This is a genomic window from Cyanobium sp. FACHB-13342 (assembly GCF_014697415.1).
GTDB lineage: Bacteria > Cyanobacteriota > Cyanobacteriia > PCC-6307 > Cyanobiaceae > Cyanobium_A.
The window spans coordinates 13,991-39,889 of record NZ_JACJRT010000002.1 but is presented as its reverse complement, the minus strand read 5'-3'; the positions used below and the strand labels follow the sequence as shown (position 1 = coordinate 39,889).

Genomic DNA, 25,899 nt, shown 5'->3' with positions numbered 1-25,899 from the left:
ACCAATCACGGGAGATCACAACAAAAGTTCAATGGAAACCGGCCCAATCGAATGAATTGGAGCGAACCCTAGGGCCCTTGAAACGGGGTTGGGGCTTCCATCAGAACGGCATGGACTATCGGCCTGAACAGCAGCCTTAATCCATCCCGCCAGCGCTCGAGCCCAGCACTGATCCGGCCATAATTCGCCCTTAACTGATGCCCCCAGATGGCCTGCCCCAAGTGCGGGTGCCGCCTGCTCACCAAGGTGGGGCGCTCCAGAACGCTGCTGATCTGCGCCGACTGCGGCCATCCACAGGACCCTTGCCTGGAGGGAGGTGGATTTCAGTGGAGTCAGCTCAGCAGCGTGGCCCTGCTGCTGGCGATTGCCGGGGTGGCCACGGCGCTCTCCTTCCTCTCCGATGCGGTCACCCGTGACCGCTCCCCCCTCAGCGAACCGGCCGGCTTGGAGCGCCGCGAGTAGCCGTCAATCGGCCTGGCGGCTCTGCCCAAGCAGCCGGGCCGCCCAAATCAGCAGCCCAGCCACCAAAGCCAGGCCCAGCCCCCGTTCGATCCCCTGGGCCCAGGGGGAAAGCCAGCCCTGCACCCGTTCATAGCCCTGGCCCAGGGCCTTCCCAGCGAGGGTGAGCAGCAGGGTCCACACCAAACTGCCCGCGGTAGTCCAGACCAGAAAAGGCCCCTGGGGCATCCGCTCGATCCCAGCCGGCACGGACACCAGGGTGCGCACCCCGGGCACCAGCCGACCCCAGAACACCAGGGCCGATCCGTGGCGCTGGAACCAGTCGCGGCTCCTGGCCAGCTGCTCGGCCCGGATCCCCAGCCAGCGGCCCTGCCCCTCCACCCACTGGGCCAGCCTGGGCTCGGGAATCAAGCGGCCGATCCCGTACCAGAACCACGCCCCCAGCACGGTGCCCAGCAACCCGGCCAGCACGGTGGGCACCAGGTCGAGACGGCCCTGGCCCACCAGATAGCCGGCGAAGGGCATCACCACTTCGGAGGGAATCGGGGGGATCAGGTTTTCCAGCAGCATCACCAGGCCCACCGCCAGATAGCCCATCGCTGGGCTGGCCTCCACCGCCTGGCCCATCAGCTGGGGCAGGCCCTCCATCCAGTCCTGGGTCAACACGGCTGGATCAACACAGCGGGCCCCAAGGTGCGCCTCCAGGGGAATCCCGGAGGAAGAGGGTGCTTAGGCTAGAGGCGATCAGGTTTCTCCACCCACCCGCCGCCAGCCGATCCGCGTGCTTCCCGGTCTCAACCGCACCCCCTGGAGCAGCCTCCAGAAGTGGCGCCAGCAGCTCACCGTGCCGCAGTTCACCGTGGTCACCGGTGCCCTGGTGATCGCCGTTGGCACGGTGGTGCTGGCCAGTCCGCTCTGCTCCACCGACGACGTGGGCCTGTGGGAGGCCCTGTTCACGGTGACCTCAGCGATCACCGTGACCGGCCTCTCGATCATCGACATCAGCCGCGATCTCACCGGCTTTGGCCAGGTGACCCTGGCGGGGCTGATCATCACCGGCGGGCTGGGGCTGATGGCGATCACCACCTTTCTGCAGGGGTTCGTGCAGGGCCGCTCCGGCCTGCGCCACCGGCTCGACAAGGGCCGGGCCCTCGATGAGTTCGGGGTGGGCGGCATCGGCCCCACCTTCAACAGCATCCTGATCACGGGCTTCTGCGTGATGGGGCTGGGCACGGTGGTGCTCTACGCCTTCGGCTTCACCGACATCGGCAATCCCCTCGAGCGCCTCTGGGCCTCCCTGTTTCACTGCATCAGCGCCTACAACAACGCCGGCTTCGGCCTCTGGAGCGACAACCTGGTGCGCTACCGCGACAACCCGGTGGTGAACGGGGTGATCGCCTCGATGATCGTGGTGGGCGGCATCGGCTGGCGGGTGATCAACGACCTCTGGAGCAACCGCAAGCGCCTGCAACAGCTGCGCCGGCTCAGCCTGCACACCCGCCTGGTGGTGCGCAGCACCGCCCTGCTGATCGTCTTCGGGGCCCTGGGACTGCTGTTCACCGAGCACTTCGCCGCCGGCGGCGTGATGGAGAACCTGGCCTGGTGGCAACGGATTCAGGTGACCCTGTTCCAATCGATCACGGCCCGCACCGCCGGCTTCAACACCGTGCCCCTCTCGATTCAGACCTTCTCCGATGCGGGGCTGCTGCTGCTGATCGTGTTGATGTTCATCGGCGCCAGCCCGGGCGGCACCGGCGGCGGCATCAAAACCACCACCTTCGCCACCCTGATGGGAGCCACCCGCTCCACCCTGCAGGGGCGCGAAGAGGTGGTGATCCACCGGCGTCAGATCCCCGACACCGTGGTGCTGCGGGCCGTGGGGGTCACCCTGGCCTCGGCGCTGTTTGTGATCCTGATGGCTCTGCTGCTGGGCATCGGCCCCACCACCGCAGGGGAACCCACCCGCACCAGTTTCAGCTTCCTCGAGAAGCTGTTCACCTGCATGTCCGCCTTCGGCACCGTGGGGCTCGACCTGGGCGTGACCGCCCAGCTCAACCGCTGGGGCCAGCTGGTTCTGATGGTGGGCATGTTCGTGGGCAGACTGGGGATCCTGCTGCTGCTCTCAGCCATCTACGGCAACCGGCCCCAACCCCGGGTGGGCTACCCCCGCGAAGAGCTCTACATCTGAGATCCAACCCATGACCAACTGGTGGCACTGGAATGCTTCGGAGGGCGCCGTCAAGGGCGGCTTCGCCGTGATCGGGGTGGGGCGCTTCGGCTCCTCCGTGTGCAGCGAACTGATCAAGGCCGGGGCTGAAGTGCTGGCAATCGATGCCAGCCAGCGGGCGATCGACGAGCTGCGCCAGATCGATCCCGCCATCGAAGCGCGGGTGGTGGATTGCACCGACGAAGAGGCCCTGCGGGCCGCCGGCGTGCTCGACATGACCACGGTGGTGGTGGCCATGAGCGAGCCGATCGAGGCCAGCGTGACCGCCACCCTGATCGTCAAGGACAGCCCCGGCAGCCAGGTGAAGCAGGTGATCGCCCGCGCCACCAGCGATCTGCACATGAAGATGCTGCAGCGGGTTGGGGCCGATCGGGTGGTGTTCCCCTCGAAGATGCAGGGTCACCGGCTGGGCATGGAGCTGGTGCGCCCCAACCTGCTGGAGCGGCTGCGCCTCGACGACCGCAACAGCATCGAGGAGATCCGGGTGCCGGCGGCCTTCATCGGCCAGTCACTGCGCGACATCAACCTGCGCAAGAACTACAACGTGAGCGTGCTGGCCGCCGGTCCCGACAACCAGCTCACCGTCAACCCCCCCGCCTCCCACGTGCTCGAAGCTGGCGAGTTGCTGGTGGTGATGGGGGCCAGCGAAGCCCTGGCCCAACTGCCCGGCAGCTGAAGGGCTCCACGGCGGGGCTGGATCTCTGACAGCCTGCTCTCGATCGCGGCGGTCCATGCTTCCCTTCCATTGGCTTACCCAGACGATTGCCCTGGGTCTGGGGATTTCCTTCAGTCCGATCAACATCGCACTGGTGGCCCTGCTGCTGCTGGGCACCCAGCCCCTGCGCCGCTGTTGCACCTTCCTCGCCGGCTGGATGCTCGCCAACGGTGGGGCCCTGGGTCTGGTGGTGGCGGTGGGGGGTCGCCTGAGCTGGGCCATGCACCTGGGCAGCCGCGGCCAGATCCTGATGGATCTGATCGGGGCCGGGGCGCTGGTGGGGTTGGGGCTGTTCCAGCTCACCCCAGCGGTGACCATCGGCGAAGAAAACTGGGCCATGCAGCTGATGGCCAAGCTGCCTGAGCTGGGGGCGGGGCCACTGCTGGCCCTGGGGGCGGGCTGTGCCCTGGTGAGCCCGGAAAACCTGGTGTTTTACGTGAAGGAGGGCGGCATGCTGCTCACGAACCACACCAGCCTGCGCGGCGATCTGGAGGTGGGCGGGGTGTTTGTCGCCATCACCACCTCCCTGCTGCTGCTGCCGCCCCTGCTGTGGCTGCTGGGAGGCGAACAGCGACTGCGGGCCCCGCTCACGACCCTCAACGATTGGCTCGTGCACCGGGCCGAATGGCTGGTGGGGGTGTTCGCCCTGGTGTTGGGGGTCTACCTGGGCTGGCAGGGCCTCGAAGGCCTGCACCAGTTGACACTGTGAGCGCCCGAGCAGCCCGCACCATCAATTAACTACGAATCCCCGACCATGAAACCGTACAATCTTGCTCCAACCCGTTCCGTGCTGCTGTGAACGTGCTGCTGCAGGCCTCCCTCCAGCCCGGTGCCCTGATCACCCTGGCGGTGCTGGTGCTCTCGGTTGTGCTGTTCGTGTGGGGCGTGATCGCCCCGGAGGTCACCGGCCTGCTGGCGGTGGGCCTGCTGATGGCCACCGGGGTGCTGAAGCCCGGCGAAGCGCTGGCGGGATTCGGCAGCCCAGCCCTGCTCACGGTGATGGCCCTGTTTGCCCTCTCGGCAGGCCTGTTCCGTTCCGGAGCCCTGGATCGGCTGCGGGGGCTGATCGGCTCGGATGCGGTGCGCTCCCCCAAGCGCATGATCGTGCTGTTGTCCGCCGTGGTGGGACCGGTCTCGGCCTTTGTGCCCAACACACCGATCGTGGCGTCCCTCCTGCCGGTGGTGGAGGGCTGGTGCCAACGGCGCCGCATCTCCCCCTCCAAGGTGCTGCTGCCCCTGTCGTTTGCCACCGTGCTGGGGGGCACCATGACCCTGCTGGGCAGTTCGGTGAACCTGCTGGCCAGCGAAGTGAGCGAAAAACTGGGCTACGGCGCCTTCGGGCTGTTCAGCTTCACCGGCATCGGCATCGGCGTGTGGCTGGTGGGCAGCCTGGTGATGGCCCTGCTCTCCGATCGCTTCCTGCCCGACCGCGGCAGCAATGACGACGACCTGGTGTCCAACCTCGCCGCCAGTGGCTACCTCACCGAGGTGATGATCCCCGCCGGATCGGAGCTGGTGGGCCAGTCGCTGCACAACAGCCGCCTGCAGCGCCGCTTTGACGTTGACGTGCTGGAGCTGCACCGGGGCCCGGAACGCTTCACCCCGCCGCTGGCCGACCGGCCCCTGCGGGAAGGTGACCGCCTGTTGCTGCGTTGCACCCGAGCCGATCTGCTGCGGCTGCAGCAGGAACACACGATCGTGCTAGCCCCCACGCCGGAAGGCCCCAACGAGAACGCCGACACGGTGGCGGGCAGCCAGCGGATGGTGGAGGTGCTGCTGCCCTCGGGCTCCAGCCTGGCCGGGGGGTGCCTGCGCGACCTGCGCTTCCGCCAGCGCTACAACGCCACCGTGCTGGCCCTGCGCCGCGGCAACGCCGTGCTGCGGGAGCGCCTGGGCAAGGCCATGCTGCGAGAAGGGGATGTGCTGCTGATCCAGGGGCCCAAGGACGCGATCCGGGGCCTGCAGGCCAACAACGACCTGGTGGTGCTGGAACAGCTGGAAGATGACCTGCCCACGGTGAGTCGCAAGCGGCTGGCCCTGGCGATCGCCGTGCTGGCGATCCTGTTGCCCGGGTTCGGGCTGTTGCCGCTGGTGGCCTCGGTGTTGCTCGCCACCGTGGCCATGGTGGCCACCGGCTGCCTGCGCAGCGGCGAACTGCAGCGCTCGATCCGGCTCGATGTGATCCTGCTGCTGGGCTCCCTGGGCAGTTTCAGCGTGGCGCTGGAGAAAACGGGCCTGGCCGAAGCCATGGCCAAGGGCCTGTTGGGGGGGCTGCACGGTTGGCCGATCTACTGGGCCCTGGCGGCGGTGTTTCTGTTCACCACCCTGCTCACCGAGGTGATGAGCAATGCCGCCACCGTGGCCATGGTGATTCCGATCGTGGGCAAGCTCGCCATCGGGCTGGGCGTGGCTCCGATGGCGATGATCTTCACCGTGCTGTTCGGTGCCAGCCAGAGCTTTCTCAGCCCGGTCGGCTACCAGACCAACCTGATGGTGTTCGGACCAGGCCGCTACCGCTTCCTCGATGTGGCCCGCTACGGCCTGCCCCTCACCGTGGTGATGACACTGCTGGTGCCCCTGCTGGTGTGCCGGCAATTCGGGCTCTAATCAGTCAGAGCCCGCCTCAACCCGTGGTGGCATTGGACGTGCGATGACGCCACCACAGGCGCAACAGCTTTTCGGCCTCCAGATAGACGAAGAAGATCAGGCTGACGCCCACACACACGCCGAGATCCGACGCCGACAGGGGCACGGTTCCAAAGAATTTGGCCAGCCAGGGCACGTAGAGCAGCAGCAATTGCAGACCGCTGGTGAGGATCACGGCCCAGAGCAGGGCAGGATTGCTGAAGGGGTTCACCTGGAACAGGGGCCGGTCGCTGCGGGCGGAGAGGGCGTGGCCCATCTGGGCGAGACAGAGGGTGGTGAAGACCACGGTCTTCCACGGTCCGGTGGGGCCCGCGGTGCGGTAACTCCAGAGCATCACGGCAATCACGATCAGGGCGAACACCACGCCCACCCGCAGGATGTAGCGGCCAATGCCCCGGGCAAAGATCGATTCCCCCGGGCGGGCGGGCTCCCGCTGCATCAAGCCGTCTTCTGCGGGCTCCAGGGCCAGGGCCAGGGCCGGCACCCCGTCGGTCACCAGATTCATCCAGAGAATCTGCAACGGGGTCATGGGCACCCCTAAGACCCCCAACAGGGGAGCAGACGCAATCGTGATCAATTCCCCCACATTGCTGCCGAGGATGTATTTGACGAAGCGGCGGATGTTGGCGTACACCAGCCGGCCTTCCTCCACCGCACTGACGATCGTGGCGAAATTGTCGTCAAGCAGCACCATGTCGGAGGCTTCCTTGCTCACCTCCGTGCCGGTGATCCCCATGGCCACGCCGATGTGGGCCTGCTTCAGGGCGGGGGCGTCGTTGACGCCATCACCGGTCATGGCCACCACCTGGCCGTTGGCCTGCAGGGCCTTGACGATGCGCAGTTTCTGCTCGGGGGCCACCCGGGCATAGACGCTGCAGCGGGCCACCACGGCGCGCAGCTCCTCCGCGCTGCAGGCCTCCAGCTCCTTGCCCAGCACCACCTCCGCGTCGGCGGTGGTGAGGCCAATGCTGGCCCCGATGGCCCGGGCCGTGAGCGGGTGATCCCCAGTGATCATCACGGGCCGGATGCCGGCGGTGCGGCAGGTGGCCACCGCCACGGCCACCTCCGGCCGCGCCGGATCCAACTGGGCCATCAGACCCAGCAGCACCTGACCGCCGAGGTCCTGCTCCGGGCTGGGGTGGTTGGGAGCACAGGCGAAGGCCAGCACCCGCAGGCCAGAGGCCGCCAGACCCTGGGCCTGATCGAGCCACCACTGACGTTGGTCGCCGCTGAGGGACACCACACCGGAGCCGTCCACCCAACGGCTGCAGTTGGCGATGATCACCTCCGGTGCCCCCTTGCTGATCAGCAGCTGGTGGGAGCCCTGGGCCAGGGAGCCCAGGGGCGCCTGCAGGCTGCCGTCCCGGTCTTCCACCCACACCGCCATCAGCTGGCGCTCGGAGCTGAAGGGGATCTCGGCCTGGCGCGGATAGCGCTGCCGCACCTCGAAGTCGTCGTAGTTGGCCTTGCCCGCCACCACGGCCAAGGCCCCTTCGGTGGGATCGCCGAGCACCTCCCAGCGGCCCTCCCCGTCCTGGCGCAGTTCGGCGTCGCTGCAGAGCACGGCAGCCTGCACCAGCAGGTCCTGAAGGCCCGCCGGAGTACCGGCAACCGCTCCGGCCGGGGCCGCCAGGGCCGTGGCCGTGAACGCCCCGGTGGGCTCATAGCCCAGGCCACTGACGGCCACCGCCGCCGTGCCGAGCCGCAGCTCCTGCACCACCTGGCGGTTCTGGGTGAGGGTGCCGGTCTTGTCGGAACAGATCACGGTGACCGAACCCAGGGCCTCCACGGCGGGCAAGCGCCGGATCAGGGCGGCCCGCCGCACCATCCGCTGGGTGCCGATGGCCAAGGTCACGGTGATCACGGCGGGCAGACCCTCCGGCACGATCGCCACGGCCATCGACAGCGACACCTCGAGGAGGTTGAGCGGGTCCTGGCCCAGCAGCAACCCCAGGCCCACCACCACCGCCACCAGGGCCAGGGAGCTGCCCACCAGCACCTTGGCCAGGCCGTCCAGACGCTCCTGCAACGGGGTGCTCTCGCCACCGGCGGTGTTGATCAAGGTGGCGATCTGGCCGAGCTCGGTGGCCATGCCCGTGGCGGTGACCACGGCCACCCCCCGCCCCCGCACCACCTCGGTGCCCTGGAACAGGCAATTGAGACGCTCCAACACCGGCGTGGAGGCTTCCAGCAGCAGCTCGGCCCGCTTGAACACCGCATCCGATTCGCCGGTGAGAGCGGCCTCCCGCACCCCCAGGTCGGCGGTTTCCAGCAGCCGGGCATCGGCGGGCACCCGATCGCCCGCCTCGAGCCGGATCAGGTCTCCCGGCACCAGCTCATCGCTGGAGAGCCGTTGCCACTGGCCATCACGGCGCACCTGCACCAGGGGCTGGGCCAACTCCCGCAGCGCCAGCAGGGCCTGCTGGGCCCGGCTTTCCTGCAGGTACCCCAACAGGCCGTTGAGGCCCACGATCAGCACGATGGCGATCGCATCCTTGGGGAACTTCTGCTCCACATAGGCCACCCCAGCGGAGACGGCCGCCACCGCCAGCAACATGATCAGCATCACGTTGCTGAACTGGTCCCAGAGGATCTGCCAGTTGCTGCGGCCCGCCGCCAGCTCCAACCGGTTCGGCCCCACCTCCTCCCGGCGACGGGTCACCTCCGGGGTGTCCAATCCACCCGCAGGGCTCTGGAGCTGCTCCAGGCAGGCCTCCCCAGGGAGTGCATGCCAGGCCGGTGTGGAAGGGGAGTGCAAGGAACCTCGGCCCGCAGGGGAATGGGCTGAGGTTAGGCAACTCCCCGAGCGCTGACCAAGCAGGTCTGGACCGCGGATCGCGCTCAGCTGATCTGGCTGAGGAACTGCCGGCTGCGCTCGTGCTGGGGGTTGGCAAAGAACTGCTCGGGCGGCGCGCTCTCCACCACCACGCCGGCATCCATCAGCACCACCCGGTGGGCCACCTGGCGGGCAAAGCGCACCTCGTGGGTCACCACCACCATGGTCATGCCATCGCGGGCCAGACCCTGCATCACCTCCAGCACCTCCTGCACCATCTCCGGATCGAGGGCACTGGTGGGTTCATCGAACAGGAGGATGCGGGGCTCCATGCAAAGGGAGCGGGCAATGGCCACCCGCTGTTGCTGGCCACCGGAGAGCTGGCCGGGGTACTTGTGGGCCTGCTCGGCGATCCCCACCCGCTCCAAGAGGTCCAGGGCCCGGCGTTGCACCTCCGCCTTGGGCAGCTTGCGCACCAGCACTGGCGCCAGGGTGAGGTTCTCCAGCACGGTGAGGTGCGGGAAGAGGTTGAACTGTTGAAACACCATGCCCACCTCGCGGCGGATGGCGTCGATGTGGCGCAGATCGTCGCTGAGGGTGATGCCGTCAACGGTGATCGCCCCCTTCTGAAAATCCTCGAGGGCATTGAAGGTGCGCAGGAAGGTGCTCTTGCCCGAGCCCGAGGGCCCCATGATCACCACCACCTCCCCCTGCTCCACGGTGAGATCCACCCCCCGCAGGGCGTGGAAGCCATTGGGGTACCACTTCTCGACCCCACGGGCCTCGATCATCGTTGCGGTGCTCATGCCTTGGCGGTGGAGTGGGTGTTGAGGCGGGTTTCCAGGGCGCGGCTGCCCAGGCCCAGGGCGGCGCAGCAGCCCCAGAACAGCACGGCCAGAACGAGGTAGACCTCGGCGTTTTTACCCAGGAAGGCGGGATTGGCCATCACCGTACGGGCTGTGCCCAGCAGATCGAGCAGGCCGATCAGCGAGAGCAGGGTGGTGTCCTGCAGCAGGGTGATGAATTGCCCCACCGTGGCCGGCAACGCCACCCGCAGGGCCTGGGGAAGCACCACGTGGATCAGGGCCTGGGGCATGGCCAGCCCGAGCGAGCGGGCGGCTTCCAGCTGGCCGAGCGGCACGGCCGCCAAGCCCGAGCGCACCGCCTCGGCCACATAGGCCGCGGCGAAGAAGGTGAGCACCCAGGCCGCCCGCCACACCCGCTCCGGCGCCAGCCCGCCCGGCAGCAGGAAACCGAGGATGTTCTGCCCGAGGAAGAGCAGGGTGATCAGCGGGGCCCCGCGGATGAACTCGATGTAGAGCACCGCGCCCCAGCGCAGTAGCGGCAGCGCACTGCGGCGTCCGAGGGCAAGCAACACCCCCAGGGGGAAGCAGAGCAGGATCGCGAAGCTGGCCTCCAGCAGGGTCAGTAGCAGTCCGCCCCACTCGGAGGGCGACACGTTCACCAGACCCAGCCCGCCGCTGATCAGCACCATGCCCAGCAGGTAGAGCAGGGGCCAGATCAGGGGAATCCAGCGCCGCACCGGATCGGGGATGCGGCGACCCCATCGTCCGGCGGCCCAGCGGGCCAGCAGCAACAGGGCCGTGATCACCCACCAGCGCAGTTGGATCGCCGTGCCCAGCCGCAGCAGCAGCGGCAGCCCCAGGGCCAGGCCCGCCAGCAGAACCGCCGCCAGGCGGTCGTTGAACGGCCAGAGGCGGGCGGGGCGATCGGGACGGGGCAGGGCCCGCAGCAGGCCCCAGCTCAGACCCGTGGCCGCCGCCAGCAAGATGGTGAGCAGCCAGAGGCGCCACTGCTGATCGAGCGGATAGCGCCCCACGGCAAACAGGGTGCTGTTGGCCTGGATCACCGCCCATTGGGCCTGCACCAGTGCCCAGTGCAGCAGGCCAGCGGCGGAAGCGGCGAGGGCCACGACCAACACGATCGAGATCAGGCCGTCGAGCGGGGTGGCAAACAGGTCGCGCCGCAGGCGCCGCAGAAGCGGGGAGTCCATCAGCGCTCCTTGAGTTGCACCAGCTGGTTGAGGCCGTTCATCAGGGCGGAGATCGTCAGGTCGATCACCAGGTAGGAGCCCAGCAGGATCAGCACCACCTCCACCGCCCGCCCGGTCTGGTTGAGGGTGGTTTCAGCCACGGAATAGAGATCGGTGTAACCGCAGGCCACGGCCAGCGAGGAGTTCTTGGCAAGGGAAATGTATTGGCTGTTGAGGCCGGGCACGATCGCGCGCAGGGCCTGGGGCAGCACGATGCTGCGCAGGGTTTGCAGTGGCGAGAATCCCAGCGAACGGGCGGCCTCCCACTGGCCGGCGGGCACCGCCGCCACCCCGCCGCGCACCACCTCGGCGATGAAGGCGCCGGTGTACACCACCAGGCCGGTGAGCAGGGCGCCGAATTCCACGCTCACCCGCATGGACGCCTGCCAGACGCCATTCACGAGCTCGGGCTGGCCCAGATAGAGGCCGGATTTGGCCAGCACCAGCCCGGGGATCTGGATCGCGGCGCTGCCGTTGGGTAGCTGCAGAAACACCACGAAATACCAAAACACCAGCTGCAGCAGCAGCGGCACATTGCGGATCACTTCCACATACACCCGGGCCAGGCTGCGCAGCAGGGCGTTGCCGCTGAAGGAGGCGGTGCCCGCCAGGGTGCCCAGCAGGGTGGAGCCCACCAGGCCGAGCACCACCACCCGAAGCGTGTTCACCAGCCCGGCCAGCAGGCCGCGCCAATAGGGCAGGCCGGCGTCGAAGGGCAGCCAAGTTTCGGCGATGTCGAAGCCTGCAGGGTTATCCAGCCAGCTCCAGCTGAGCAGCAGGCCCGCGGCGGTGAGGTTGCGCACCAGGTTGGTCACCAGGAAAGCCACCAGCACCAGCACGGCCAGGCCCACGCCGGCCTGCACCAGCCAGGGGATCAGGCGCCGGTTGCGCCACCAGGGCAGGCCTGCCGTTGCCATCAGCGGAAGGGCGGCGAGTAGATCAGGCCGCCCTGCTTCCACTGGCGGTTGAGGCCGCGCTCGATCTTGAGGGGCGAGCCGGTGCCCACGTTGCGCTCAAAGATCTCGCCGTAATTGCCCACCGCCTTCACCACCTGCACCACGAAGTTGGCCGGCAGGCCTAGCTGCTGGCCGAAATCACCCTCCACGCCAAGGAAACGGCGCAGGTCGGCCAGGTTGGTACTGGCCTTGGCCTCGGCCACCTTGGCGTCCACATTGGCCTGGGTGATGCCGATCTCCTCGGCCTGCATCAGGGCATACACGGTCCATCGCACCGCATCGGCCCAGGCCGGATCGGCATTCACGGTGGCGGGGGAGAGCGGCTCCTTGCTCAGCACATCCGGCAGCACGGTGTGAGCGGCCGGGTCGGGGAAGCTGGTGCGCTTGGCAGCCAGCTGGGAGCGGTCACTGGTGACCGCCACGCAGCGCCCCTGCAGGTAGGCGGCGTAGGTCTGGTCGCCGGTCTGGAACTTGAGAGGGGTGTAGGCGGTGTTGAGCTCGCGCATGCGATCGGCGAGGTTGAGCTCGGTGGTGGTGCCGGTCTCCACGCAGATGGGCTTGCCGGCGAGGTCTTTGAGGGTCTTGATGCCGCTGGCGTTGGGCACCATTACCCCCTGACCGTCATAGAAGACGGTGGGCGCGAAGCTCAGGCCGTTGCCGCCCGCCGCATCGCGGCTGAGGGTGTAGGTGGTGTTGCGCGACAACAGATCCACCTCTCCGCTGGCCAGCGCCGCGAAGCGCTCGCTGGAGTTGAGGTCGCGGAAGTCCACCTTGGTGGGATCGCCAAACAGGGCGGCGGCCACCGCCTTGCAGACATCCACATCCAGGCCGCTGTAGCTGCCATCGGGGCCCACGAAGCTGAATCCCGGCGACTTGCCGTCCACCCCGCAGATCAGGCTGCCGCGGGCCTTGATGGCGGAGAGTTTCTGGCTCTGAATCGTGCCGTCATCGGAAGCACAGCCCACCAAGGCCAAGGAGGCGAGCAGGGGAAGGGCGGCAGCCAGGCGGCGCAGCAGGGCCATGGAGACTTCGGCAATCGGCGCAGTTTGGCAGCAAAGCTGGGCCCCTGCTCGCACCCGCCGCGGACAGTCAGGATTTCCGCCCCCAGGTTCAGAACTCACCTTGGGCAGAGCGATGTCGGCCAGGCAGCACAGACTGGAGCGCTGGTTTGAGCGGTGGTTGTGGCGCTTCCGGCTGATCGCGATTGTGCCGGTTCGGCATCGCCCTGCTGATCTTTGGCTACGGCGTGTACGAGCTGCTGATCTCCAACATCGAAGCGGCGCATCAAGACGGCAAAGGCGACGGCAGCGGCCTGCTCGACATTCGCAGCCTTGATGATCTCAAGGAAAAGCTGGTCAAGGTGATCGTGGTGGCCTTGATCGTGGCCGCCTTCAAGGCCATGTTGATCTTCCCCATCACCGGCACCACCAACCTGCTGGTCTTCAGCGGCAGCGTATTTCTGTTGGCCCTGAGCGCCTGGCTGGTGGCTGGCGGCAAAAGACCCACCACCCTTAGGTCAGGGCCGTGGGCCGCGGCCCTGCAACGCCCACCACGCCGGCAGGGCAAACAGGGTGCAATAGAGGGCCGGCCCCCACTGCCAGCCCTGCTCCTCCAGCAGCCAGCTGCACACCACCGGAGCGGTGCCCGCGAACAGGGCCATCGCCAGGCTGTAGGCGATCGAAAACACCGTGCAGCGCTGCCGCACCGGCACCCACTCCACCGCCAAGACCCCCTGGGCCCCCATGGACAGCATCACGGGCAACACCCCGAGCAGCTGACCCATGGCCAGGCCGCCGGGGCCAGCCAGCTGCACCACCGGTAAGGCGATCGGTGCCAGCAGGGCCAGCAGCAGCGTGCCAAACCGGTTCACCGGCAGCTTGCCCCAGCGATCCGCCAGCACCCCGCCCAACACCACCAGGGGCAGCCCCAGGGTCTGGATCACGGTGGAGGTGGCATTGGCCTGGGCCAGGCTGGAGCCGGCCTGGTGGCCGCTGTAGTCCACCAGGTAGACAAACAGCACGTAAAACACCACGTTGGCGAAGGACACCAACGCCACGATCCGCAGCACCAGCGGCCCCTGCTGACGCACCTCAGCCAACCGGCCCCCCATGGCCCGCAGCAACCCAACCGCACCCACGGGCTGGGGATCGCGGTGGTGGGGCTCCAGGGTTTCCGGCATGCGCCGCCGCATCCACAGACCCAGGAGAGCCACGCCCCCACCCAGGGCGAAGGGGAGCCGCCAGCCCCAGGCGTCCATGGCCGCGTCACCCAGGGCCCGGGCCAACAGGGCCACGGTGAGGGAGCCCAGGCTGAACCCCACCAGGCCACCGGCGGTGGCCAAGCTGGCCAACATCCCCTGCTGACCGGGGCGGGCCGCCTCGGTGGCGTAGGTCATCGAACCGGTGAATTCACCGCCCACCGAAAACCCCTGCACCATGCGCAGGCCCAGCAGGGCCAGTCCAGCCCCCGCCCCCCATTGGGCATGGGTGGGCAACAGGGCGATCAACAGGCTGGCGGCGCCCATCAGAACGATGCTGAGGCTGAGCATGTTGCGGCGCCCGAGCAGGTCGCCGATGGGGCCGAGCACCAGGCTGCCCACGGGCCGCATCAGATAGCCCACCGCAAACACACCGAAGGCGGCTACGGCCTGCAGGCCCGGATCCTCGGCCGGGAAAAAGGCCTGGCCCAGGGGGGTGGCCACATAGCCGTAAACGGCAAAGTCAAACCACTCGAGGGCATTGCCCAGCAGGGCAGCCAGGGTGGCGGCGCGCCGCTGCTGGGGGGTGAGGTCCATCCCTAGGGACCATCCCCGGAATCGAGTTGGCGGCGCTCCCACCAGGAGAGCAGCCTGGGCAGCAGCAGCACCAGTGAAACCAACAGCAGGGCGCCGAGACCAAACTCGAACACCCCTTCGAGCATCCGATCCAGGGGCACCCAGCGCCCACCGAGCCAGGCCAGGCTCACCATCGTGGTGGCCCAGAGCACCGCGCCGGCACAGTTGCAAACCAGAAAGCGCCGGTAGGGCATGCCCACCGCACCGGCCATGGGGCCAGCCACCACCCGCAGCACCGCCACGAAACGGCCCAGAAACACCGACTTGCCGGCGTGGCGCAGGAACCCCGAGCGGTAGCCCTCCAGCTGCTCCGGCGATTGGCGCAGCAAGGCCCCAAGCCGCAGCAGCAAGGGCCAGCCCGCCCGGCGCCCGATCCAGTAGCCCAGGCTGTCGCCAATGATCGCTCCACTGGCGGCGGCGGCGATCACCCCCAGCACCTGCAGCTGCCCACTACCGGCCGCATAGCCGCCCACGAGAGTGATGGTTTCTCCCGGAAGCGGCAGGCCCGCGCTTTCCAGCAGCATGGCCAGAAAAATAATCCCGTAGCCCCAGATCTGGAGCAGCTCCTGCAGGCCGGTGGTGCTCAGGGGTGGAACAACACTGCTGGCCAGAAGGCTCATGCGTGCCGTTCCTGACGCCAACGCAGGGTTTGCCACACCAGGAAGACCAGCACCAACGGCACCACCACCACCAGCGCCACCAGCCGGAATTCATCCACCGCTGAGGTCACCGTGTTGGTGAGCACCTGTTCCACCAGGTAAAGGCCATAGAGACCCACCAGGATTCCTCCCTCCAGCCGGGTGATCACCCCATTGGTCCAGAAGATGGGCAGGCAGGCCAGGGTCGTGAGCACCATGATCGGGAAATCGCGGTTCACCATCACCGGATCCACCGTGAGCCCGGCACCTCCTGAGGCAACACCGCAGAGCCCCAGGATCACCAGCTGGTTGAGCAGGTTGCTGCCCACCACGTTGCCGATGGCCAGGTCGGCCTTGCCGCGATAGGCCGCCACCAGGGAGGTCACCAGTTCGGGCATGGAGGTGCCGGCCGCCACGATGGTGAGGCCGATCACGGTCTGGCTCACCCCCAGGGCAATCGCCGCGGTGGTCGCCCCTTTCACCAGCACCTGGGATCCCACCACCAGCAGTACCAGCCCCCCCGCCAATTTGGCGGCCGCCACCGGTGGGGTGGCGCGGTCGTTGTCGTCGATATCCCCGGCTTCATCGGGGTTCTCCCCAGCTGTGCGCATCTCCCACACGAGGTTGATCACGGTGCCCACCAGCAAGGCAACACCGGCCTGCCAGGTAAGGCGGCCGCCAGACGCCATGCCCCACACCGCCATCGACACCCCCAGCAACAGGGGCACATCGCGGCGCACCAGCCGGCTCTTCACCCGCAGGGGCACCACCAGGGCGCTGAGGCCCAGCACCACCAGCACATTGAAGATGTTGCTGCCCACGATGTTGCTCACGGCGATGTCGTCGCCGCCCTGAATCGTGGAGATCAGGCTCACGAACAACTCCGGCGCGCTGGTGCCCAGCGACACCACCGTGAGACCGATCACGATCTGGGGAATCCCCAGCAGCAGGGCCAGGGCGGTGGAGCCGCCCACAAACAATTCGCCACCGCCGAAGAGCAGCAGGATGCCCACGATGATCTCGATGGCACTGGGCAAAAGGGTCATCGCGTCAGGACACGGGTCGGCTAGGTGTGGCGATTCTGAACGGTCACCCACCCCGGGGTGGTCGCCGAGCCGAACCCGCCTAGCTTTGGCTCTCCTTTCAGCGCCGCGCGAGGCACCCCTGATGGACCTGGACGCCAACCCGAGCGCCGAACCCGGCAGCAAGGCCAGTGAGTTGGAGGCCCTGTTCCGTTTTCTGGGCCGGATTCAGCAGGATCAGGGCCTGCGCGACCAGCTCAACGAGGTGATCACAGCTCCGGATGTGGTGGCCATCGGGGCCGCTCACGGTTTCCAGTTCCAGGCCGCCACCCTGCTGGGGCTGTTCGAGCGCTGCAATGAAGCCCCCCTGGCCCGCCAGGGGCTGATGGATGAAAAATTGATCCGGGTCTATCTGCAGCGGGAGCGCCTGCAGGCGCCCTAGCCCATCTCCCCAGCCCCCTCTTCAACAGCCGATGACCGTGTCGCCATCCTCGTCGCCATCCACGAGTGAACAGCTTGGAGCGTGCCTGGAGGCCTGGCGTCAACAGGTTTTGGACTGGGCCGCCGATGGCAGCCTGGTGAGCGCCTCCGTGCACGCCCTGGGGCTGGGCGAGCCCCCGGCGGCCCTGGTGAGCCTGGCCGAGGCGCTGGCCCAGGGAGACTTCCGCGGCCTACCGGCCGTGGAGCTGGTGACCGACGACGACTTGCCCGGTGCCAAGAGCCATTTCTCGGACAGCCGCCAGACGGTTTACCTCAATGTCAGCTGGCTGGGGGAATGTCCCCAGGAACTGGTTCTGGAAGAACTGACGGTGCGCCTGGGCGAGCATCTGGACGTGCTGTTCAACACGTCGGACACTCCGGGAGATGAGGGCCGGCACTTTCAAGCGCTGCTCAGCGCTGGCCGAGCAACTCCTCCCACGTGAGCGGCTGGGATGCCGGGCGCCCTTGGGGGCGTTGATGCAAAGGGCAGCTGGGGCCACTGGAGCGGCCGGAAAGGGGAGACGACAAGGTCGGGGTCGCTGAGAAGGATGTCGGGGACACAACAGGAGACATGGACGGTTCAACAGATATGGGTCTCGCACCGGAGGACTGCCATTCCTCCCAAGGGGGGAATCACACAAGACAGTCCGGCTGGACAGTCAATGGGACATCGATCGGTCTGGAAACCTGGCTCGATCGTCTGACTTGAGAGGCCTTCCCCAGGAAGCGAAGGGGATGCAAGGTGCTGGGACCGGCGTGCGCGGGCTCGAAGCCCGCCGGCTTCTGCCGGTTGCACACATCTTAGACCGAATCTCGAACCCAGTCCGTGTTTGCGTCGCGAACCTCGGGCCAAGGCCGACAGAACGCCAGTGGGGGCAGGGGGACTTGAACCCCCACAACGTTGCCGTCTGCGGATTTTAAGTCCGCTGCGTCTACCAATTCCGCCATGCCCCCAGCCGGACCATCCTAAATTCACCACATCACCACCCACCGCAGGCCTGCCGTGCCGCTGCCCGGATTCCTCCAATCCATTCCGCAGGACACCCTGCTCGTGCTTGCCGGCTATGCGGTACTCGGCGGCACTTACCTCGTTGTGGTGCCCCTGCTCCTCTACGCCTGGATGATCAAGCGCTGGACGCTGATGGGCAAACTGGAGCGCTTCGGGGTCTACGGCCTGGTGTTCCTGTTTTTTCCTGGCCTGATCCTGTTTTCCCCCTTCATCAATCTGCGCATGGCCGGCCAGGGTGACCTGCAGCCATGACCAACGGAAAGGCCCTGGTGCTCGCCCTGGGCGTCTTTGGCCTGGGAGCCGCTGGCTATGGACTGTTCCAGCTGGGGGGCTTTGAGGGGTTCTCCGCCGGCATTGCCGCTTCGGCCCTGCTGATGGTTCTGGTGCTGGCCTGGACGGGCAGCTACCTGTTCCGGGTGGTCACCGGCCAGATGACCTTCATCCAGCAGCGCCGCGAGTACCGGGAGGCCTACGACGCCTTCACCACGGAAGCCCTGCAGCGCAAGTTCGACGCCCTCAGCCCTGAAGAACAGGAGCGCCTGCTGCGGGAGACAGGACAGCTGCAAGACGCGCCCCCGGGCGAGGCATAGGCTCACTGGCCAAAGCCGTGCCCGCTGCTGTGTCTGCCACTGCTGCTGTGTCTTCTGCCCCCACCCCGATCCAGCAGCGATTCAGCGCCCTGCGCCAACAGGGTCGCTGCGCCCTGATGCCCTTTCTGATGGCGGGCGACCCAGATCTGGCCCACACCCGCTCCTGCCTGCTGGCCCTGGAAGCCAACGGTGCCGACCTGGTGGAGCTGGGCATCCCCTACAGCGACCCTTTGGCCGATGGCCCGGTGATCCAGGCCGCCGCTAGCCGGGCCCTCGGCGCCGGCACCACGCCGGCCCGGGTGCTGGAGATGCTCAGCTCCCTCAAGGGCGAGCTCACAATCCCGGTGGTGTTGTTCACCTACAGCAACCCCCTGCTCAACCGGGGCATGGAGGCCTTCTGCGCCGCCGCCGCCGCCGCTGGAGCCGCGGGCCTGGTGGTGCCCGACCTCCCCCTGGAGGAAGCCGAAAAACTCTCGGCCATTGCCGCCGCCGCTGGCCTCGATCTGGTGTTGTTGGTGGCTCCCACCACCCCGGCCGAGCGCATGGGCCGGATCCACCACGCCAGCCGCGGTTTCACCTATCTGGTGAGTGTCACCGGCGTGACCGGAGTGCGCACCAGCCTGGAATCCCGGGTGGGCCCCCTGGTGGGCCAGCTCAAGGGCCAGGGCGACACCCCCGTGGCGGTGGGTTTCGGCATTTCCGGCCCCGAGCAGGCCCGTCAGGTGCGCGACTGGGGTGCCGACGGGGCGATCGTGGGCAGCGCCCTGGTGAAGGTGATGGCGGAAGCCCACGGCCAGCAGGGCGACGTGTCCGCGGCGGCGGGTCGCTTCTGCGCCGAGCTGCGGGCTGCCCTGGACAGCTGATCCCTGGCGGCTCAAGCCAGCAGAAGCCCCAGGCCCCGGAAGAGCCGGTCGAGGGCTTCGGCCAAGTCGGCGGCGCCGAGCATGCCGTAGCTGAGCCGCAGCACCGGCCCGCCGCGGCCAGCAGCGAGCCCAAAGCTCTCGCCACTGAGGGCCGCCACCCGGTGCTCCCGCACCAGACGGCGCATCACGGTGTCGCCACTGAGGCGGCCAGCGGCAGCACCATCGAGCTGCAACAGGGCATAAAAGGCCCCATCCGGCTCGGCCAGCACGCGCACCGGCAACCCCTGGTCCCGCTGGCTGGCCACCGCATCCAGCAGCTGCTGACGCCGGCCAGCCAGGGCGGCAATCCGCGGCGCGCACCAGGCCGACCCCGCGGCCAAGGCGGCTCGAGCCGCGTGCTGGGTGAGCCGCGGCGGACAGATCAGCACCGTGTCCTGCACCTTGTGCAACGCCGGCAGCAGGGCGGCGGGCACCGCCATGTAGCCCAGCCGCCAGCCGGCCATGCCGTAGGCCTTGGAGAGGGAGTGCAGCGACACGGTGTGGGCCGCACTGCCGGGCAGGGAGCCCGCACTCCAATGGGGTTCAGGGCCGTGCACAAACAACTCGTAGGCCTCATCGCTGATGTGAAACAGGCCGTGCAAGGCGCAGAGCCGGTTGATCGCGGCCAACACCGGCGCCGGAATCACCACCCCGCTGGGGTTGTTCGGCGACACCGTGACGATGGCTCGGGTGCGCGGCGTGATCGCCGCCGCCAGACGCTCGGGATCGGGAATGGCACCCCCCTCCACCAGCACCGGCACGGCACCGGCGAGCTGCACCGCCATCACGTGGTTGAAGTAGTAGGGGAGGGGCAGAATCACCTCGCTGGGCTCCCCAGGCGGCCCCTCGGCGATCGCCTGGGCCACGGCATGGAAGGCCATGTTGCTGCCGGCGGTCACCACCAGCGCCGAGCCCTCAAGCTCCAGCCGGTTGTGGGCCGTCAACTTGGCGGCAATGGCCTCCAGAAGCTGGGGGTCGCCCTGCAGGGCGCCATAGCGATGCAAGTCGGGGCCGCCGGCGGCCAGGGCCGCCGCCACGGCGGCGGCAACGGTCTCGGGGGGATCCCAGGCCACCATGCCCTGGGCCAGCGACAGGGTGCCCGGGGTGTCGCGCACCAGGGCCGCCAGCTCGGGGATCACCGGACTGAGCACGGCCTGCAGCCGCCGCGCCGGCCCCGGGGTGTGCGCGGCGATGGGCTGGCTCACGGCTGGGGAAAGGTTGGGGGCGCCCCTAACGGGACGCCCGATGCCGCCGGTTTGGAACAGTGCGGGAGCTGGTGGCCGCTTCCCGACCTCGGCAACACTTCACCCCTAGCTACGGGCTCCACCGTTGGCAAGTGGCTTAGGGGTTGTATTTGGCCGTGGTCTGCTTGACACAGATGGTCTTGGCCTGATCGAGGCTCTGGCGTTTCTTGAGCATGCCGTCGGCGATGCAGCCACAGGTGTCATCCACCATGCCGGCCGGCGGAGTTTTCCCGGCCTTCTTGAAGTCGTCCTGCATGGCCTGGGAACACTTGCCCACGATGATCTGTTGAACCATGTTGGCGTGGGCGGGAGCCGCAATCAGGACCGCACAGGCGAGCAGGAGGGTGGGGCGAAGCATCGGAGCGGAAACCATGAACGGGGCCGGCAACGAGCACCGGTCAACTTCTGAATAGTCCTACCACCAACCGCCAAGCCCCTACCCTCAGAAGCCATCCACCTCCTGACAACAGCATGCGCTTTGTGCTTTGGGGCACCTACTGCGACAACGCGCTGGAAAAGCGCACCCCCTACCGGGACGAACATCTGGCCGGACTGCAGCAGCTCAAGGACGCCGGCACACTGATCACCCTGGGCCCCACCGAGGGCAGCACCCACGTGTTTGGGATTTATGAGGCCGAAAGTCTGGAGCAGGTGGAGACCCTGGTGAAGGGCGATGTGTACTGGCGCCACGGCATCTGGACGGCCGTGCAGGTCTATCCCTGGATCCAGGCATTCTGAGCGGGGAGGCGTTGACCCGGGCCAATGTTGTTGGCCGAGGTTCCAGAGGGCTCAGCCCTTGGGCCAATCCAGCTGGGCCTGTTGCCACACATAGGCCGCCACAGCCTGCGGGCCCCCCTCGCCGAGCACAGCTCCGTAGGCCGACATCTGGCCCTGACCGCCTGCAGCGATGGCCGCAATCTGCTCCGGCCCGTTGATGCCGTTGCGCTCCAACGCGGCCATTCGCAGGGTTTTGCCGCGGCGAATGATGTTGCCGCCATTGACATGGCAGCCCACGCAGTGCTGCTCAAACAAGCCAGCTCCGGCGGACTGTTCGGGAGCCAACGCGGCCAGCGCCGGAGCGGGAGCCTGCAACAGGCCGAATCCCATGACCGCAAGAGCTGCCGTCAAGAGCATCGCCAGGACGCTGGCGGTATGGCGACGCATCAGCTGAAGCATTCCGACCATCCGTTCAGGGCGACTATCAGTCTGGGGCTCGGCGGTCACAAAAAACCCCCGGTCCAGCCGGGGGTTGCATTGAGACGGATGGGGTCCGGTGACAAAGCCTCAGAGGCCGTCACGGGAGCGATCACTCTTCGTCTTCGTCGGTGGCACCGGCGGGGATCAGGCGAATTTGCTTACGGCCGAGCTTGATTTCGAATTCATCGCCGGGCTTGAGGTCGAGCAGGGCGGTGTAGGCCTTGCCAATCAACAGGTTGCCATTGCCTTGCACGGTGGCGACATAGCTGAGCTTGCGGCCGCCCTTGCCGACCTTGCCGGAGCCACCGAGCTCCACCCCTTTGGCCTCCAGCAGGGCTTCGTAGAAGGCCGTGAAGTTGAGCCGATCGCCACCGTCTTTCTTGCTGGACACATACCCGCAAGCCCGGACGATCTCCGACTTACCCACATCGCCAAGTTCTTTGACCTTGGCCAGCAGTTCCGATCCGGTGAGCATTGATTTAGGGGATTGGTGGGATGGTTGGGGATTCACCCCAGGGATTACATCCAGAATGTACACCATTAACTGCTGCTGCCAAGCTTTGCCGATCAAATCAATCCAGGAAGATTCAGACCTTTAGCCAGCCCGCGCGTAACAGTGATAGAAAGCAAGCTGATCCCATGACATGGATGGCGAGCCTGCGCAAGCTGCATCCGGACGATCTGGATCAAGTGGCAGCGGTGTATCGCGATGCGGTGATCAGCCAGGCCGAAGGTCTCTACAGCCCCGCCCAGATTGCAGCCTGGTCGAACCACGCCCACACCAGCAACGCTGTGCGGGACGCCCTCAGCCGGGGCTATGGCCTGGCCAGCTGCGCTGAAAACGATCCAACCCAGATTGAGGCCTTTGGCTTGCTGGATCCGATCCAGAGGCTTTCCCTGCTCTATTGCCGTGGACGCTCCTGCCGGCAGGGACGCAGCAGCACCATCCTGCGGGCCCTTGAACACCATGCCTGGCATCAGGGTTGCAGGCAGTGGCATACCGAGGCCAGCCAGTTGTCCAAACCCCTGCTGTTACGGCTCGGCTGGCGGATCGACGCCGAAGAAACGGTGATGTTTGCCGGGGAGGCCTTCCTGCGATGGCGGATGATCAAGCCCCTGATCCAACCCCATGGGGGATTGGACAACCAACAGGCGGAGACCATCGGTGGCTGAAGCCCAGCTGCAGCAATTTCTGGAGAAGGTGCGCCAACTGAATGCGTTCGTGGCCCGCAGCGAAACCGACCCGGTTCTGCGCCAGGCTCTGCGCGATTGCAGTGACCACCATGGCGTGGTGGCCCTGGCCCGCAGCCAGGGTTTTGAGATCGGCAGGCGCTGGGGGGAAACAGACCCTCCGCTGGCAGGTCACGACAACCTGTTGATGCCCCCCTGTCCAGCACCGGGCCAAGAGGTCACCAGCGTGTTGCTGGAGCAAGCCGACTGGCGACTCGAGCGGATCCATTCCTGCCAGGCCTCAAGTCCACCGGACTTCTGGTACGACCAGAACGACCATGAATGGGTGCTGCTGCTGCAGGGGAGCGCCCAAATTGCCTTTGAAGATGAAGCTCAGGTGCGGCAACTGTGCCGGGGCGACAGCCTGCTGATTCCGGCCCACCGCCGGCACCGGCTGGTGTCTACCGATCCGGCTCCGGGTTCCGTATGGCTGGCCCTGTTCTGGCGGGAGGCTTGCGGATGTTGAGACTGCGCACCAACCAAAAGGCGGCCGCCAAGGCGAGTACCGCAACGCCGAGCCCACCCAACAATTCGGGCTTGTTTTCAGCGCCAGGCGGCAGCACGATCACCTTCCGCGCCACCGCGGTCATGGCCGTGAGCAGCACCAATTCGATCTGCACCACGTGGTGGCGCAGATAGGAGGTGATGTTCTGGAGAACCTCCAGGGCAATCAGCAGGGTTAGCAGATCACCGAGCACGGTGTTGAGGGTTGTGGAGAGCCAAGGGGTGCCCGGTTGCACCACGGCCAACCCCACCACACCGATCAGCTGAACCGTGGCCGCCACCATGACCACCAGCAGCACCAGGCCCAACACCTTGGTGAGCACCTGCTCACTGCGGTCGATCAGCCTGAGATAGCTGCTGTCCTGCAAGATCTGTCTGAAGCGCGTCATGCCGGGGCCTTCAGTTCTTGAACTGCTCGAAGACCGGACGTGCCTGGGTGTCGCTGGGCGAGTTTTCCAGCTGGGTGTCACAGGTGATCGATCCATCCGAGCCGGTGACGCAGTTCTTGGGCTTCACCCTGGTGGCAGGGCCGACGGAACTTCCAGGGCCCACCAAAAAGCTCTCGGACTGGGCCAGGGCAGGGGCTCCGCCGAGCACAGAACCCAGACCGATCGATGCGGCGGCCAGAACACTCTGCATTCTGTGCATTGTCTGCATTCAAGGAAGAAGCGGCATCGCCCCACTCTGGACAGAAAACCTCAGGGCTGCTGCTCCTGACGAATTTCCTGCAACAGCAGATCCAGCTGGCCCAAGGAGGCATCCAGGCCGGGCAAGGAGGCATTTCCCCCCTCGGCGGCGCCGTCTTCCCGATGCCAGAGCTCTTCAACACCACAGAGCTGTTCGGCCAGCCCGGGCAGCCCCTGGCGGGTGTAAGTGCGCTGCAGCACCTCCAGCAGCACCGGCATCCGAATCGAGGCGGCGTGGAGGGCCCGGCGCAGATCCGCCTGGGTGCGGCCGGTGTGCCGCAACCAGTCTTTGAGGAAGGCCTGCAGGTCTTCGAGCTGGTCGCTGGTGAGGATCGACATCGACTTCAGCGATCCACAGGGAACCAACGGTCCAGGCGACGCTGGGCCCGCATCCGCACCGCCGGGGTGCGATGGCGGGTGCAGAGCCCGAGCAGGGCGGTCACCGCCACCAGATCATCGCTGAAGCCGGCGGCAGGGATGAAATCCGGAATCAGATCGAGCGGCACCAACAGATAGGTGAGGGCAGCCAGCACGGTGAGCTTGGCCGAAGCCGGGGTGTGGGGATCGAGCAGCAACTCCAGGCACTCGAGGGCCGGACGGGCCAGGGTGCGTCCGGCACGCCGCAGCAACTTGAGCAGCACCGCCTCATCCACCACGGTGCTCTCAAGCACCTGGGCATCCACGGGGGCGGAATGCACGGAATCCGTCACGGGCAGATCGGCAACCAACCCTCCCATTCAAGAACCAGGCGCCAGCTACTCGACCTCCACCAACCCACTCTCGATGCCGGTTTTCCGCAACTTGCGCAGGGCCCGTTGCACCACCTGGCGGCAATACTCCCGGCTGCATTCGAGCTGACGAGCCACCTCCGCCAGAGTGCGCCATTCGTGGCTGCCATCCAGGCCAAAGCGCAGCATCACCACGGTGCGCTCCTTGGGGGTGAGGTTGGCCCGATCCAGCAGGGTCCACACCGTGGCGGTGCGCTCAGCGAGCTCGGCCCGCTCCATCGGCGGCAGCTCCGGACTGGGCAACACATCCACCAGCTCGGAGGGATCCGACTTCGACTTCACCACCCCCTGGAGACTGACCGTGATGCTGCGCAACTCACAGCCCAGCAGATCTTCCACCTCATCGAGGGGAAGGCTCAACATCCGGGCCAAGTGGGCCGGCGCGGGGGCGGTGCCATTGGCCTGCAGATAGCGCGCCTTGGCCGCGCGCAATTTGGTGAGTTTTTCATTCACATTCACCGGAATGCGAATGGTGCGGCTCTGGGTGGACAGGGCACGATTGAGGCCCTGACGAATCCACCAGTAGGCATAGGTGCTGAAGCGATGGCCGCGGGTGGGGTCATATTTCTCCACGGCCCGGGTGAGGCCCAAGGTGCCCTCCTGAATCAGATCCAACAGGTCAAGACCTTTGTTCTGGTAACGCTTGGCCAGGTTGACCACCAAGCGCAGGTTGGCCGTGATCATCTGGTTCTTGGCCCGCTCGCCCGTTTTCAGGGTGCGGCGTTCCAAGTCGTTGTAGTCACAGGCGGGGCCGGCCCCGCCGGCTTCGCGACAGCGCTCTTGCAGCTCGGCCATGGCCTGCACCTTGCGGCCCAGGGTGAGCTCCTGCTCCGGGGTCAACAACTGATGGCGACCAATCTCACCCAAAAAGGCGCTCAAGGAGCTCGCCATGGTTCACCCGTGCAATGAATTGAACCTAAGGGCAATCAGCAAGCAAAAAGGAA

General features: G+C 67.0%; 31 protein-coding genes, 1 tRNA gene and 1 pseudogene. 14 read left to right on the top strand and 19 right to left on the bottom strand.

The window, feature by feature from the left end; translation table 11 throughout:
* Window positions 1–207 precede the first annotated feature (207 nt).
* A complete protein-coding gene (locus H6G16_RS01230) occupies window positions 208–462 on the top strand; it encodes a hypothetical protein (RefSeq protein WP_190388513.1) in 255 nt (84 codons plus the stop codon).
* A 3-nt stretch (window positions 463–465) separates the two neighbouring features.
* Here H6G16_RS01230 and H6G16_RS01225 read toward each other — a convergent pair whose 3' ends face one another.
* Window positions 466–1,125: a DedA family protein gene (locus H6G16_RS01225; RefSeq protein WP_347238749.1), complete on the bottom strand. Its 660-nt coding sequence runs from the start codon at window positions 1,123–1,125 to the stop codon at window positions 466–468.
* Window positions 1,126–1,240: 115 nt separating this feature from the next.
* Between H6G16_RS01225 and H6G16_RS01220 the strand changes: the two genes are divergently transcribed.
* From H6G16_RS01220 to H6G16_RS01205, 4 genes are all read left to right on the top strand, one after another.
* Window positions 1,241–2,647, top strand: coding sequence for a potassium transporter TrkG (locus H6G16_RS01220; protein ID WP_190388512.1), 1,407 nt, complete (start codon window positions 1,241–1,243; stop codon window positions 2,645–2,647).
* A gap of 10 nt (window positions 2,648–2,657) precedes the next feature.
* The gene (locus H6G16_RS01215) at window positions 2,658–3,362 is read left to right on the top strand and encodes a TrkA family potassium uptake protein (protein WP_190388511.1); all 705 of its coding nucleotides are present in this window, start codon (window positions 2,658–2,660) and stop codon (window positions 3,360–3,362) included.
* Window positions 3,363–3,417: 55 nt separating this feature from the next.
* Entirely contained in the window at window positions 3,418–4,110 is a 693-nt protein-coding gene (locus H6G16_RS01210) for a GAP family protein (protein ID WP_190388510.1), read from the top strand.
* Between the two features lie 86 nt (window positions 4,111–4,196).
* On the top strand, window positions 4,197–6,008 hold the full coding sequence (locus tag H6G16_RS01205) for an SLC13 family permease (RefSeq protein ID WP_190388509.1): 1,812 nt from the start codon (window positions 4,197–4,199) through the stop codon (window positions 6,006–6,008).
* 16 nt (window positions 6,009–6,024) lie between these two features.
* On the opposite strand, the gene H6G16_RS01200 is transcribed toward H6G16_RS01205, so the two are convergent.
* From H6G16_RS01200 to H6G16_RS01180, 5 genes are all read right to left on the bottom strand, one after another.
* Complete coding sequence (locus H6G16_RS01200; protein ID WP_190388508.1) at window positions 6,025–8,805, bottom strand: cation-transporting P-type ATPase; 2,781 nt, start codon at window positions 8,803–8,805, stop codon at window positions 6,025–6,027.
* 83 nt (window positions 8,806–8,888) lie between these two features.
* Window positions 8,889–9,629, bottom strand: coding sequence for an amino acid ABC transporter ATP-binding protein (locus H6G16_RS01195; RefSeq protein ID WP_277874962.1), 741 nt, complete (start codon window positions 9,627–9,629; stop codon window positions 8,889–8,891).
* Entirely contained in the window at window positions 9,626–10,837 is a 1,212-nt protein-coding gene (locus tag H6G16_RS01190; protein ID WP_190388507.1) for an amino acid ABC transporter permease, read from the bottom strand. The genes H6G16_RS01195 and H6G16_RS01190 overlap by 4 nt, the downstream gene beginning before the upstream one ends.
* A complete protein-coding gene (locus tag H6G16_RS01185; protein ID WP_190388506.1) occupies window positions 10,837–11,793 on the bottom strand; it encodes an ABC transporter permease subunit in 957 nt (318 codons plus the stop codon). Before H6G16_RS01185 ends, H6G16_RS01190 begins: the two co-directional genes overlap by 1 nt.
* The gene (locus H6G16_RS01180; protein ID WP_190388505.1) at window positions 11,793–12,854 is read right to left on the bottom strand and encodes an amino acid ABC transporter substrate-binding protein; all 1,062 of its coding nucleotides are present in this window, start codon (window positions 12,852–12,854) and stop codon (window positions 11,793–11,795) included. Before H6G16_RS01180 ends, H6G16_RS01185 begins: the two co-directional genes overlap by 1 nt.
* Window positions 12,855–13,078: 224 nt before the next feature.
* Here H6G16_RS01180 and H6G16_RS13250 point away from each other — a divergent pair.
* Window positions 13,079–13,171 (top strand): annotated as a pseudogene (locus H6G16_RS13250) (YqhA family protein); the annotation flags it as partial.
* Window positions 13,172–13,348: 177 nt separating this feature from the next.
* On the opposite strand, the gene H6G16_RS12925 reads toward H6G16_RS13250, so the two are convergent.
* Genes H6G16_RS12925 through H6G16_RS01165 form a run of 3 tightly spaced genes read right to left on the bottom strand, consistent with a single transcriptional unit; the run spans window position 13,349 to window position 16,349 of the window.
* Entirely contained in the window at window positions 13,349–14,626 is a 1,278-nt protein-coding gene (locus tag H6G16_RS12925) for an MFS transporter (RefSeq protein WP_242036089.1), read from the bottom strand.
* Window positions 14,627–14,628: 2 nt separating this feature from the next.
* A complete protein-coding gene (locus H6G16_RS01170) occupies window positions 14,629–15,285 on the bottom strand; it encodes a DedA family protein (RefSeq protein ID WP_190388504.1) in 657 nt (218 codons plus the stop codon).
* Complete coding sequence (locus H6G16_RS01165; RefSeq protein ID WP_190388503.1) at window positions 15,282–16,349, bottom strand: calcium/sodium antiporter; 1,068 nt, start codon at window positions 16,347–16,349, stop codon at window positions 15,282–15,284. The genes H6G16_RS01170 and H6G16_RS01165 overlap by 4 nt, the downstream gene beginning before the upstream one ends.
* Window positions 16,350–16,470: 121 nt before the next feature.
* On the opposite strand from H6G16_RS01165, the gene H6G16_RS01160 reads away from it, so the two are divergent.
* Both H6G16_RS01160 and H6G16_RS01155 read left to right on the top strand, forming a co-directional pair.
* Window positions 16,471–16,767 carry a Nif11-like leader peptide family natural product precursor gene (locus tag H6G16_RS01160; RefSeq protein WP_190388502.1) on the top strand — a complete coding sequence of 99 codons (297 nt, stop codon included), beginning with the start codon at window positions 16,471–16,473 and terminating at the stop codon, window positions 16,765–16,767.
* Between the two features lie 109 nt (window positions 16,768–16,876).
* Window positions 16,877–17,248 carry a hypothetical protein gene (locus H6G16_RS01155; RefSeq protein WP_190388501.1) on the top strand — a complete coding sequence of 124 codons (372 nt, stop codon included), beginning with the start codon at window positions 16,877–16,879 and terminating at the stop codon, window positions 17,246–17,248.
* A 427-nt stretch (window positions 17,249–17,675) separates the two neighbouring features.
* Here the strand turns inward: H6G16_RS01155 and H6G16_RS01150 are convergent.
* Window positions 17,676–17,759: transfer RNA gene (locus tag H6G16_RS01150), tRNA-Leu, on the bottom strand.
* Between the two features lie 55 nt (window positions 17,760–17,814).
* Between H6G16_RS01150 and H6G16_RS01145 the strand changes: the two genes are divergently transcribed.
* Genes H6G16_RS01145 through trpA form a run of 3 tightly spaced genes read left to right on the top strand, consistent with a single transcriptional unit; the run spans window position 17,815 to window position 19,267 of the window.
* The gene (locus tag H6G16_RS01145) at window positions 17,815–18,066 is read left to right on the top strand and encodes an NAD(P)H-quinone oxidoreductase subunit L (protein ID WP_190388565.1); all 252 of its coding nucleotides are present in this window, start codon (window positions 17,815–17,817) and stop codon (window positions 18,064–18,066) included.
* A complete protein-coding gene (locus tag H6G16_RS01140; RefSeq protein WP_190388500.1) occupies window positions 18,063–18,404 on the top strand; it encodes a DUF3007 family protein in 342 nt (113 codons plus the stop codon). The genes H6G16_RS01145 and H6G16_RS01140 overlap by 4 nt, the downstream gene beginning before the upstream one ends.
* 47 nt (window positions 18,405–18,451) lie before the next feature.
* Window positions 18,452–19,267, top strand: coding sequence for a tryptophan synthase subunit alpha (gene trpA / locus H6G16_RS01135; protein ID WP_190388499.1), 816 nt, complete (start codon window positions 18,452–18,454; stop codon window positions 19,265–19,267).
* Window positions 19,268–19,278: 11 nt separating this feature from the next.
* On the opposite strand, the gene H6G16_RS01130 is transcribed toward trpA, so the two are convergent.
* Together H6G16_RS01130 and H6G16_RS01125 are read right to left on the bottom strand one after the other, a co-directional pair.
* Window positions 19,279–20,511, bottom strand: a complete 1,233-nt coding sequence (locus H6G16_RS01130; protein WP_347238748.1) for an aminotransferase class I/II-fold pyridoxal phosphate-dependent enzyme — start codon at window positions 20,509–20,511, stop codon at window positions 19,279–19,281.
* A 136-nt stretch (window positions 20,512–20,647) separates the two neighbouring features.
* Entirely contained in the window at window positions 20,648–20,908 is a 261-nt protein-coding gene (locus H6G16_RS01125) for a hypothetical protein (protein ID WP_242036088.1), read from the bottom strand.
* Between the two features lie 113 nt (window positions 20,909–21,021).
* Here H6G16_RS01125 and H6G16_RS01120 point away from each other — a divergent pair, with 113 nt between their 5' ends.
* A complete protein-coding gene (locus tag H6G16_RS01120; protein WP_190388498.1) occupies window positions 21,022–21,288 on the top strand; it encodes a YciI family protein in 267 nt (88 codons plus the stop codon).
* A gap of 51 nt (window positions 21,289–21,339) precedes the next feature.
* Here H6G16_RS01120 and H6G16_RS01115 read toward each other — a convergent pair whose 3' ends face one another.
* Both H6G16_RS01115 and H6G16_RS01110 read right to left on the bottom strand, forming a co-directional pair.
* Window positions 21,340–21,735 (bottom strand): c-type cytochrome, encoded by a 396-nt coding sequence (locus H6G16_RS01115; RefSeq protein WP_242036087.1) that lies wholly within the window; start codon window positions 21,733–21,735, stop codon window positions 21,340–21,342.
* Window positions 21,736–21,856: 121 nt separating this feature from the next.
* Window positions 21,857–22,222: an AbrB family transcriptional regulator gene (locus H6G16_RS01110; protein ID WP_190388497.1), complete on the bottom strand. Its 366-nt coding sequence runs from the start codon at window positions 22,220–22,222 to the stop codon at window positions 21,857–21,859.
* Between the two features lie 173 nt (window positions 22,223–22,395).
* On the opposite strand from H6G16_RS01110, the gene H6G16_RS01105 reads away from it, so the two are divergent.
* Together H6G16_RS01105 and H6G16_RS01100 are read left to right on the top strand one after the other, a co-directional pair.
* On the top strand, window positions 22,396–22,920 hold the full coding sequence (locus H6G16_RS01105) for a GNAT family N-acetyltransferase (RefSeq protein ID WP_190388496.1): 525 nt from the start codon (window positions 22,396–22,398) through the stop codon (window positions 22,918–22,920).
* Entirely contained in the window at window positions 22,913–23,443 is a 531-nt protein-coding gene (locus H6G16_RS01100) for a Nif11 domain/cupin domain-containing protein (RefSeq protein WP_190388495.1), read from the top strand. Before H6G16_RS01105 ends, H6G16_RS01100 begins: the two co-directional genes overlap by 8 nt.
* On the opposite strand, the gene H6G16_RS01095 is transcribed toward H6G16_RS01100, so the two are convergent.
* Genes H6G16_RS01095 through H6G16_RS01075 form a run of 5 tightly spaced genes read right to left on the bottom strand, consistent with a single transcriptional unit; the run spans window position 23,379 to window position 25,846 of the window.
* The gene (locus H6G16_RS01095) at window positions 23,379–23,870 is read right to left on the bottom strand and encodes a phosphate-starvation-inducible PsiE family protein (RefSeq protein ID WP_190388494.1); all 492 of its coding nucleotides are present in this window, start codon (window positions 23,868–23,870) and stop codon (window positions 23,379–23,381) included. The genes H6G16_RS01100 and H6G16_RS01095 overlap by 65 nt on opposite strands.
* A gap of 10 nt (window positions 23,871–23,880) precedes the next feature.
* Window positions 23,881–24,120, bottom strand: a complete 240-nt coding sequence (locus H6G16_RS01090) for a hypothetical protein (RefSeq protein WP_242036086.1) — start codon at window positions 24,118–24,120, stop codon at window positions 23,881–23,883.
* Window positions 24,121–24,179: 59 nt separating this feature from the next.
* Window positions 24,180–24,506 carry a hypothetical protein gene (locus H6G16_RS01085; RefSeq protein WP_190388493.1) on the bottom strand — a complete coding sequence of 109 codons (327 nt, stop codon included), beginning with the start codon at window positions 24,504–24,506 and terminating at the stop codon, window positions 24,180–24,182.
* A gap of 5 nt (window positions 24,507–24,511) precedes the next feature.
* Window positions 24,512–24,904, bottom strand: a complete 393-nt coding sequence (locus H6G16_RS01080; RefSeq protein WP_190388492.1) for a DUF1232 domain-containing protein — start codon at window positions 24,902–24,904, stop codon at window positions 24,512–24,514.
* Window positions 24,905–24,922: 18 nt separating this feature from the next.
* Window positions 24,923–25,846 (bottom strand): sigma-70 family RNA polymerase sigma factor, encoded by a 924-nt coding sequence (locus H6G16_RS01075; protein ID WP_190388491.1) that lies wholly within the window; start codon window positions 25,844–25,846, stop codon window positions 24,923–24,925.
* Window positions 25,847–25,899 lie beyond the last annotated feature (53 nt).